Source organism: Pseudomonas sp. MF09156, assembly GCF_059862305.1.
Genome location: NZ_JCBCUR010000017.1, coordinates 110,274 through 120,197, shown reverse-complemented (window position 1 = coordinate 120,197; position 9,924 = coordinate 110,274). Strand labels below are relative to the sequence as shown.

Sequence of the window (9,924 nt, the reverse complement as noted above, 5' to 3'; positions counted from 1 at the left end):
TTAACACGGAGAACCGGGCGGAAAACGCTCCGCTGCACACTGTATTAGGCCGTTTTCAGGGAATAGCGCTGATTGCCTGGTGAATTACGGCCTGCCATCGCTGCGCGGCAAGTTGATCGGAGCATCCCTAATGGGGTTGTACTTTGTTTGCCAATTTCGAAAGCGGATGCACCAGATTGCCAGCGCCTCCGGCAACCAAGGGATATCGTACTCTGGCTTGGTGCGTGACGTCTTATTGGTCGTGATGTGCATACCAATTTCGTCCTTGGGGTACTTCTTTACAAATCCCTGGCTCTCCTTGCAGCCACGAAATGGCGAGGGATTGGGTTTCCAAATAATTTTTCCATCTTCCAGCACAGGAATTTCATCGTCGCCTTCACCTGAATCGACGTAAGCCAGTTGTATTCCGCGAACAGGAACAGATGCCAGTGCGTAAGTATGCATCCAAGAACCCGGGAACCAGATTTTATACTTTCCTTTTTCGCACTTCCAGACGCAGTCTGGGTCGTCACGGTCAATTTTGTTTTCGTCAATATCAAACCAGTCTGCTTTGAACTCGTGCAGGTGGGTCAGGTCGGAAAAGCTTGTGGCGTTCGGGGGGATGATCCATTCTTTGAGTTCGTCGACGAAGTGGTAAGCCAGCGCAGGTTTAACAGTCTCCGTGGGAGTTATGACGACGCCAATGTCTTTGTTCAGTGGCGCGAATGGATCGCGCGCGCCGGGAATCAGAGTGCGCTCACCGGTGTCCTCGCAAGTGATGCACAGGTTGTCTTTGATAAAGCTCTCTGCAAACTCTCGCAGCGCGTGTACAGTTTTGCGTTGTTGAGTTTCTTTGATGCTCCCAATGAATAACTCGAATTCCGTCAGTGTGAATCTGTCGGTAGTGAATATTGCTGTAGGATCTTGGCCAATCTTTAGTGGGGCGAGGAAGTCTCGGACAAACCTCACCAAGTAGTTCTCTTTGACGCTGCCGCCTCTTACCGTTTTTAAGTGCGCTCCGATAACAAATTGCCAGGCTGCATGGCTTTTAGGGATGGTGACGATAGTGTACGGTTGCGTCCGGCTCAAATAATCAGCCCAGTTGATCCATGAAGCTTGATACACTTTGTCCGGTGCGAATGGGAAGCGCCGATCATCACTGGCTACAATATGTTTTTTATAATCACTGGCGGAAAGAATGCTTAGCTCTTTCAGCAAGTCTTTGGCTTCTTCGAAGGAGTAAGGTTGAACGATATCGCAAAAATCATACCAGTCGATCCAGTCGTTATGGAAATCACGATGTGGGTTGGCAGGCAGGCAGGGGTAGAGTGCCTGTTTTTGACGATACTCAGCGCTATTTTTTATGCCAATTACTTTAACGGCGAATTTTGCTTCCTCGTAATTGGAGCACCGTTCAGGAAGGATAAATTCCTGCCAGGAAGTAAATTCTTTGTACACCTCGCGGGGCGTCAGCGGGAGCTTTGGGTCAAGGTGCGCAAGTTTTGCGTAATCTTTAGTGGTCACAACTCCAAGCGCCCTGGCAGCTGCACCCGCAGAATGCATTGTTGGGTAGAAATCACCATAAAGAAATGCTCTCCAGCCGGTCTCAGGCCACTGGTCTTTATAGATGATGTCCGGGCATCTCGGCAGCAGGCTGTCCTCTCGGAATCGGTTCAAATATTCGGACTTGGTTTTAATTCCGAGTCGCTGGACAGCCGCTGTCGCGTGATCAATAGTTTTATATGTTGGGACTGTACCAAGAAAATGCTCCCAGCTCATCCATGCGTCTTTGTATGCTTTAGACGGGTCTTTTGGGAGTTTTGGATCTTCTTCTGAATAGCAAGCAGCATACTCTTCAGCTGTGCTGATGCCTGCGTCTCGTGCAGCCTGCTGTGCTTCGGAGTAAAGTTTATAGGTGTTAGTGTTTTGCTCAAGGAAGGTCGGCCAGTCTACCCAGTGTTTTTTGTAAGTGTTGTATGGCGAGGCTGGAAGCTCGGGATGTGACTTTTTCAATTCGTAATATTGGCGGCCCGTTTTGATGCCATGCTTAGCGACGAAGGCCTTGGCTTCTTGGTATGTCAGTAGCGTGGGACGTCTCTCAATGCCGAGATAGTCGTACCAGCCGTTCCATTCTTTATATATAAGATGAGGAGCAGCATAAAGCTTTGGATCGACACTCAAGCAGGTGTCTTTGTAGTCTTGTAAGGTTCTGAAATTATAGGAGCGCGCAATCAGCCTTGCTTCAAAAAAGTCCTGGTACTTTTCTCCTTTGTCGAGGAAGTCGTTCCAGCTGATCCATTCCTTTTTATATTGTACGTCTGGGCGAGAGGGTAGGTGCGGATCTTGCTTGTACTTCTCTTGGTAGCTTTGTGCACAGGTTATGCCTAGTCCAAGGGCAACAGCCTTCGCTTCTTCATAATCATGAATCTTGACTTTTATCTTGCCGAAAAATTCGCCATAGCCTGTCCATTGATTAACGTAAATTTGGTATGGGGCTGAAGGGAGCATGGGGTCTTCAGTGCGCCGTTTGTTATACTCGGTGACTGTATTGATTCCTAACGTAATGCACGCTGCCCGCGCTTCTTCATAGGTTTCATAGAATTTTTGCTTGGGTGCCATGGTCTGTAGTCCTTATATCGATGGAGAGAAATTTCAGGTGCGTAGGCGTGCAAGTTCGCTTTTGAGCCTTGTGCGCAAAAGTTTTAATTAGCTGTCTGGGTCTTCTAGGTTAAAGGCAGGTGGTCGGCAGCTGTGGCGTATTTGGCGCTTATTGCGCGATTGTTAATTCCTGGGTCTTGTTATCCGCCGGTAGCTGGCGATAGGTCGACCGGGAGGCGCATATTCTTCAGTTGCGCAGTTTTCGGCAGTTTGTTTGGCGTTGTTTCTTGATTCGACAGTGCGCATCCGTTCCCGCACTTCCTGATCTGTCGGTTGTAGGTATACAAGGCAAGAATCAGGATGTGCATGATGCATCGAGCGCTGAATTTCAATTTGGCTAAAGCCATTTTCTGCAAGTCGGTAACCATACGCATGCCGATGGCCGTGTTCACTTGTGCCGTCGTATTTGTAACAGCGCAATCCGATCCTCTCGACAGCGGCTCTGTGAAGGCGCTGGAAGTTCTTAATGCTTTCAGGTCTGCCCTTTGAGTTCGTAAAGGCGAAAGGATGTCTACCTCCAGCGTCTACCCGTTGGTATAGAAGATAGTTTTGAAAGGCGAGCAGGAACTCCTGAGACTTAGAAGGTGGATAGAAGTCGATGGTAAAAAACATTTGCTTGTTCGTCGTGGGTGCTTTCCAGCCCGCGTGCAGCGATTCCGATTTCAGATAGTCTGTTCGCGGTTTCATGCGAAACTTGCGAAGCAAGTATTCTTCACGATCTTTATAGCCTTTCTCAGGCGCTCTGCCTTTAGACGGATGATGGACTCTGACGATGGCCTCGCAGCGCTCTACGTCTATTTCGATATCGTCAAGATAGATGTGGAATAGCTCGCTCTTTCTAAGCCCGCCATAATGCATCAGAAGGATCATGGCCTGGCTTTTGTAATCAATACGCAGATGCTTGTGCTCACTGCGAGAGCTGGCTACTAGGCAACCGTCATCAATCAGCGTGTTGAAGTGCTCTTGGGGAAAACGTTTAACTTCGTCAAGGATCACAGGTGATGCTCTCTCTCTTCCTACTTCACGCCTAAAATGATTCATCTCTCGCTCTTCGTCTGACGTTAAGTGGCTGAGAAGCTTGTTGTCTTGACGATGGTGATAAGCGCACCAGTTCAGTTTCTCTTCGTGCTTCGTGGCTTCTCTAATCGGATTCATGACCACGCCGTTGTGCCCCGGCTGCTTGGTCAGCCAGTCGGTGTATCCGGTCAGTAGGCAAATGATGTCATCCGCATTCTCCTGGCTGCGGTTGGGCCAGTAGAGGCCCGTCGGATCTTCCAGGTTGAGGTCGATAGTCCCGCTCTTTAATGCGGCCCGAAACGATTTCAGGAGCGTGGTCGGATTGTGGAAGGGAATGCCGCTCAGCGTGATGTAGTCCAAGAGCATCGCCACGGAGGAGGTCACCTTCGCTCGCCACGAATTACTCCTGGTTTTCTCGCTCAGGTATTGGAGCAAGGAGACGAGTACTCCCTGGCTGGTGATCAATCCCGGAAGGCGAATTTTTTTGAGCCGGGTGGGGCTCTGGTATTCGACCTTGATCTTGATGGCCGTCAGCGGCGGCATCTTCATGATTTGCATCAGCGCTGTGCTCCCAGGCAGGTGGGGAGCTGGCTTGCGGATGGCATTTGGTTAGGGTCTAGGCTTGGATCTGGTCTTGGATCTGGGCTCAGGTGGTGACGACGTACGCGGGGAGTAGGCGCGCCGGCCTTGGCGGTCAAGGGCTGGCGGGATGCGAGTGCATAGGTCTCTGCTGGAAATGCGGCACTGAAAAAAATCTCAGCTGACATGCTTGACGCCTTAAGTACACTCGGTGTACTATTCAAATGTCCATTGGTATAAAATGTTACCACTGCGCTTTCTCAGAAAACAGCCCATTCGGGCTACTTTTTGTCGCACCCGCACCCGCACCCGCACCCGCACCCGCACCCGCACCCGTATGGGAATCAGTGGGCTCTAGTCGCTGCCGACCTGGGTCACCTCGTTCGCGTTCTCTTCCAGCTTCAGCCCACAGCCGTGTGCACGTCATCAGACGTAGTGCTGAGGCGATGAGGTGCTGGGTGGGATTTGACTCGCGGTTGGGTAGGGGCTGGCGTGGTCATGTGTTATGGCGGGGGTTGTTGTCGGTAGATGCTCGCCGGATGAATTCGTTTTGCTCCGACCGAGCTGGGTGGCGTCGGCTGGCGTTCCTTGAGGTGCTGCTGTGGGGCTGGGCGGTTGCTCCGGTCGCGCTTCATGCTCCGGCCCCAGGGGGAAATGATGCATGGGGGTGGAGCTAGGAGGTTTGCCAGGATAAAGGGAGGTGCTGCCTTGGGGGCGATCTCGCGGGCTTGCTTTTCTGCAGTGCGCTCCACGGGTTACTTCTCTGGTTCCGCGCCCCGGGTTGGGGTGATGGATGAGTGGCATCGCTGCTTCTGGGAGCGTGAGCTCGATAGGTCTCTTTATGCTCCGGTGCACCTCCTCATGCCAGCAGGGTGAAGTCGGCTCCAGCAGCTTGGGTGGATCAGCGTCAGTGTCGTGCTGGGCGCCTATCTCTTGGAAGCAATACTCGATGGGATCGGCTGATGCGGGTGAGCTTTTGCTTCGGGTTGGTACGAGCAGTCCTCGGACAGGCTTCATGGATGCCACCGTTCCAGTCGCACCTCACTCACAGTGCTTCTCTATATAGATAGCTTTCGTTCTGGCGGGGCACTCTCCGGCAGAGGGCCATAGCGCTTCGAAAATGGGGGAGGGCTCTGGGGTGATTTGCCAGTCCCTCTCCCTCCGAGGTGGGTGTCAGAAAAATGGCAGTTGGGGAGGGGGCGGTTTTTGTTTGGGTGATCAAGGGGGAGGGTTCGGAGTGGGGCGCACTCTGGGCGAGGTTTTTTCTGGGTGCGCGCCGCGCCGTGGGCTGGATCCTTTCTTGAGGAGTATTCAGTTTGGGGGAGGGCGATCAGGCTTGGGAGGGGTGAGGGCTGACTGGCTTTCCGGGGGTGGGATTGGGTTGGTGGGTGGGTGTTGTGTGTGGATTCGGGAGTGGGGGAGGGAAATAGTAGTTCTGGGTTTGGGGTGATAATACCAGTACAACAAGAAGCTGCTGCGCGAAATCGATCGCCGGGTGCGTTACCTGCGCAAGCGCCTGGAAGACATGCGGGTGGTGGAGTACATGCCCGAGCAGGAGGGCAAGGTGTTCTTCGGGGCCTGGGTGGATATCGAGAACGAGCAGGGCGAGACCAAGCGTTTCCGGATCGTGGGTTATGACGAGATCTATGAGCGCATGGACTACATCTCCATTGACTCACCCATGGCCAGGGCCTTGTTGCGCAAGGAGGTGGACGATGAGGCCATTGTGCAGACGCCAGGCGGCGAAGTGTGCTGGTGGATCACCGGCATCGAGTACATCACGTAGGAGCCGGCTTGCCGGCGATGGCGCCTGCAAGATTGCCGTCCCGGCTCCCAGAGGGGAGCCGGTTTTTTCCTCAGCCTTCGCGCAGTACCGCCAGCGGGCTGGCGTTCAACGCGCGGCGGGTGCCGAATACCCCGGCACCGCCGATCAGCACGGCGCCGATCAGCGGAAGCACTAGCAGCCACGGGTGTGGGTGCCAGACCAGGTCGAAGGCATAGCGATACAGCACCAGGGTCACCAACTCGGTACCCAGCGCCGCCAGTAGTCCGCTGACCGCCCCCAGCAGCCCGAACTCGATACGCCGGGCCTTGACCAGCAACTTGCGTTCCGCCCCCAGGGCGCGCAACAGGGCACCCTGGCGAATGCGCTCGTCCAGGGTGGCCTGCAGGCCGGAGAACAGCACCGCCATGCCCGCCGCCAGGACGAACAGCAGTACGTATTCCACAGCCAGCGTGACCTGGGCCAGGATGCTACGCAGTTGGGCCAGCAGTGCTTCGACCTGCAGGATGGTCACTGCCGGGAAAGCCCGGGACAGATCGACGATCTGCTGGTCATGCCCGGCGGCCAGGTAGAAGCTGGTCAGGTACGTGGCTGGCAGGTCCTTCAGGGTGCCCGGTTGGAAAATCATGAAGAAATTGGGTTGGAAGTTATCCCAGTTGATTTCCCGCAGGCTGGTGACCCGAGCCTCACGGTTTTCCCCACCAACGGTGAAGATCAGGTGGTCGTTGAGCTTGAGCTTGAGGCTTTCGGCGACCTTGGCTTCTACCGATACTCCAGGTATTTCATCGCCCGGCTGATCCGCCCACCAGGCGCCCGATGTCAGGGTGTTACCAGGGGGCAGGTCCGCCGCCCAGGTCAGGCTCAGGTCCCGTTGTATCGCACGATCGCCACTGGAATCCTTGCTGACAATTTCCTGCACCGGCTCACCGTTGATGCTGATCAGGCGCCCCGGCACCACCGGATACAAGGGCGCGGCCTGGGCCTGCAGTGCAAGCAGGCGAGCACCGAAGGCATCCTTGTCGGCCGGCAGGATGTTGAGGGCGAAATAGTTGGGTGCATCCTTGGGCAACTGGTTCTGCCAGGTGTCGAGCAACTCGCCACGCAGCAGGGCGATCAAGCCCATCGACAGCAGGATCAGGCCAAATGCCAGGGACTGGCCCGCCGCCGCCAGCGGGTGACGCAACAACTGGCCCAGCCCCAGGCGCCAGGGCAGGGCGGCGCGCGCCAGCAGGCGGCGCAGGCTTTGCAGCAGCAACAGCAGCAGGCCACCGAGGATCAGCGCGGCGATCACCCCACCGCCCAGCAGGGCGAAGGTCAGCACCAGGTCCAGGCTCAGGCGCCACATGATCAGGCCCAGGGCAAACAATGCCGCGCCATACACCATCCAGGTACTGGAGGGGATCGGCAGCAAGTCGCGACGCAGAACCCGCAGCGGCGGCACTCGGCCCAGGGCGGCCAATGGCGGCAAAGCGAAGCCGGCCAGGGCCACCAGCCCGGTACCGATCCCGGCGACGGCGGGCAGCAATCCGCCGGGTGGTACGTCTGCCGGCAACAGGTCGTGCAACAGGTAAAACAGGCCCAGTTGCGCGAGCCAACCCAGCGCCGCACCGGCGAGGCTGGCCAGCAAGCCCAGGACGGTCAGTTGCAGGCTGAACAGCAGCATGGTTTCCCGGCGCGACAGACCCAGGCAGCGCAACAGCGCACTGGCGTCGAAGCGGCGGCTGGCAAAGCGGTTTGCCGACAAGGCCACAGCCACCCCGGACAACAGCACAGCGACCAGGCTGGCCATGTTCAGGTAGCGCTCGGCCTTGCCCAGGGCGCCGCCGATCTGTTGGTTGCCGTCCCGTGCGTCTTGCAGGCGCTGGTTGGCGGCCAGCCCCGGGGTGATCTGATCGCGGTAGGTTTGCAGGGCGGTGCTGGCTTGTGGCGCGCGCCACAGTTCGCGGTAGCTGACCCGGCTGCCCGGCTGGACTACGCCGGTGGCCTCAAGGTCGGCCAGGTTGATCATCACCCGTGGGGTGAGGCTATAGAAGTTGCCGGCCCGGTCTGGCTCATAGGTGAGCACCCGGGCCAGGCGCAGGGTTTTCATGCCGACATCGATACTGTCGCCGACTTTCAGGTCCAGTGCCGTCAGCAGGCGTGCCTCGACCCAGGCCTCGCCGGCTTTCGGCCCGCCGCCCGAGGTTTCTTCGGCGAAGGGTTCGGCCGCGCTTTTCAGTTGGCCGCGCAGCGGGTACTGCTCGTTGACCGCCTTGATACTCGATAACTGAATGCCGTTGTCAGTGGCGATAACGCTGGAGAATTCCACCACCCTGGCGTGCGTCAGGCCCAGTTGTGTGCCGCTGGTTATCTGCTCGGGGCGAGCCGGCGAGCTGCCCTCCAGCACCAGGTCGGCACCGAGGAATTCGGTGGCGCGCAGCAGCATCGCACCGTTGAGCCGTGCACCGAAGTAGCCGATGGCAGTGCTGGCGGCCACCGCCACCAGCAGGGCGAAGAACAGCACACGCAATTCACCGGCGCGGGCATCGCGCAGTAATTGGCGTAGGGCAAGGCTGAACAGACGCAACAGCGGCAATCGTGCCATCAAGGCTCCAGGGGCTCGACCATCAGGCCGGCTTCAAGGCGGATCAGGCGTCGGCAGCGATGGGCCAGGCGCTCGTCGTGGGTCACCAGCACCAGGGTGGTGCCGTTCTCTTTATTGAGCTCGAACAGCAGGTCGCTGATGCGCTCGCCGGTATGGCTGTCGAGGTTGCCGGTGGGTTCATCGGCAAACAGTACGTCCGGCTCGGCCGCGAACGCCCGGGCAATCGCGACCCGCTGTTGTTCGCCACCGGAGAGCTGGCGGGGCGAATGGGTCAGGCGCTGGCCCAGGCCGACCCGCTCGAGCAAGTGCCGGGCGCGTTCGCGGGCATCCTTGCGACCGTCCAGCTCCAGGGGCAGCATGACGTTTTCCAGGGCATTGAGGCTGTCGAGCAATTGGAATGACTGGAACACAAAGCCGACGTGTTCGGCGCGGATACGTGCCCGTTGGTCCTCATCGAGGACGCTCAGGGCCTGGCCGGCGAGGGTGACTTCACCGCTGCTGGGCAGGTCGAGCCCGGCCAGCAGCCCAAGGAGCGTGGATTTTCCGGAACCGGAGCTGCCGACGATAGCCAGGCTATCGCCCTTGTTCAGTTCCAGGCTCAGTTCGTGCAGGATGGTCAGTTCACCTTCCGCGCTGGGAACCACTTTGCTAAGGTTCTGCGCGGTGAGAATGCATGCGCCCATGGAGAATCCGATGCGAATATGGTTTTTGAGTGCTGGCCTGGCCCTGATGTGCATGGCCCAGAACGCAGCGGCGGGTACTGTCCTGATCGTTGGCGATAGTATCAGTGCCGGTTTCGGCCTGGATACCAGCAAAGGGTGGGTGGCACTGCTGGAGCAACGGCTCAAGAAGGAGGGTTTCGACGATAAGGTGGTCAATGCCTCCATCAGCGGCGACACCAGCGCCGGAGGCTTGGCGCGGCTGCCGGCGGCGCTTGCAGAGCATAAGCCGGACGTGGTGGTGATCGAGTTGGGCGGCAACGACGGCTTGCGCGGGCAGCCTCCAGCGCAATTGCAACAAAATCTTGCGTCGATGATTGACCAGTCCAAGGCCGGTGGCGCCAAGGTGTTGCTGCTGGGGATGCAGTTGCCGCCCAATTATGGCCCGCGATATACCACGGCATTTGCTGAGGTCTATGGTGTGCTGGCCAAGGAAAAAAACGTCCCACTGGTGCCGTTTTTCCTGGAGGGCGTGGGTGGCCATCCGGACATGATGCAGGCTGATCAGCTGCACCCGGCAGTCGGTGCCCAGGCCAAGTTGCTGGAAAATGTCTGGCCGACGCTAAAACCGCTGTTATGACGCTTTTCTAGCAGCGGTCTTTCGG

At 57.3% G+C, this 9,924-nt stretch carries 5 protein-coding genes and 1 pseudogene; 2 read left to right on the top strand and 4 right to left on the bottom strand.

The features are described from left to right. Positions 1 to 84: 84 nt before the first annotated feature. Together AC19YY_RS25880 and gmtY are read right to left on the bottom strand one after the other, a co-directional pair. Positions 85 to 2,598: a VPA1269 family protein gene (locus tag AC19YY_RS25880; RefSeq protein ID WP_500605087.1), complete on the bottom strand. Its 2,514-nt coding sequence runs from the start codon at positions 2,596 to 2,598 to the stop codon at positions 85 to 87. A gap of 162 nt (positions 2,599 to 2,760) precedes the next feature. After that, positions 2,761 to 4,212: a gamma-mobile-trio recombinase GmtY gene (gmtY, locus tag AC19YY_RS25875; RefSeq protein ID WP_500605086.1), complete on the bottom strand. Its 1,452-nt coding sequence runs from the start codon at positions 4,210 to 4,212 to the stop codon at positions 2,761 to 2,763. A 1,474-nt stretch (positions 4,213 to 5,686) separates the two neighbouring features. Here gmtY and AC19YY_RS25870 point away from each other — a divergent pair. Then, positions 5,687 to 6,019: pseudogene (locus AC19YY_RS25870) on the top strand (GreA/GreB family elongation factor); the annotation flags it as partial. Between the two features lie 70 nt (positions 6,020 to 6,089). Here the strand turns inward: AC19YY_RS25870 and AC19YY_RS25865 are convergent. Both AC19YY_RS25865 and AC19YY_RS25860 read right to left on the bottom strand, forming a co-directional pair. Beyond that, positions 6,090 to 8,600, bottom strand: coding sequence for an ABC transporter permease (locus AC19YY_RS25865; RefSeq protein WP_172313968.1), 2,511 nt, complete (start codon positions 8,598 to 8,600; stop codon positions 6,090 to 6,092). Next, positions 8,600 to 9,283 carry an ABC transporter ATP-binding protein gene (locus AC19YY_RS25860; protein WP_029297972.1) on the bottom strand — a complete coding sequence of 228 codons (684 nt, stop codon included), beginning with the start codon at positions 9,281 to 9,283 and terminating at the stop codon, positions 8,600 to 8,602. The genes AC19YY_RS25865 and AC19YY_RS25860 overlap by 1 nt, the downstream gene beginning before the upstream one ends. A gap of 10 nt (positions 9,284 to 9,293) precedes the next feature. Between AC19YY_RS25860 and AC19YY_RS25855 the strand changes: the two genes are divergently transcribed. Continuing rightward, complete coding sequence (locus AC19YY_RS25855; protein WP_169952673.1) at positions 9,294 to 9,899, top strand: arylesterase; 606 nt, start codon at positions 9,294 to 9,296, stop codon at positions 9,897 to 9,899. The last annotated feature ends 25 nt before the right edge of the window (positions 9,900 to 9,924 follow it).

Bases quoted from the DNA above. Each gene is read 5' to 3' on its own strand.
- gmtY (WP_500605086.1), bottom strand. From the start codon at position 4,212: ATGCAAATCATGAAGATGCCGCCGCTGACGGCCATCAAGATCAAGGTC.
- AC19YY_RS25865 (WP_172313968.1), bottom strand. From the start codon at position 8,600: ATGGCACGATTGCCGCTGTTGCGTCTGTTCAGCCTTGCCCTACGCCAA.
- AC19YY_RS25855 (WP_169952673.1), top strand. From the start codon at position 9,294: ATGCGAATATGGTTTTTGAGTGCTGGCCTGGCCCTGATGTGCATGGCC.
- AC19YY_RS25860 (WP_029297972.1), bottom strand. From the start codon at position 9,283: ATGGGCGCATGCATTCTCACCGCGCAGAACCTTAGCAAAGTGGTTCCC.
- AC19YY_RS25880 (WP_500605087.1), bottom strand. From the start codon at position 2,598: ATGGCACCCAAGCAAAAATTCTATGAAACCTATGAAGAAGCGCGGGCA.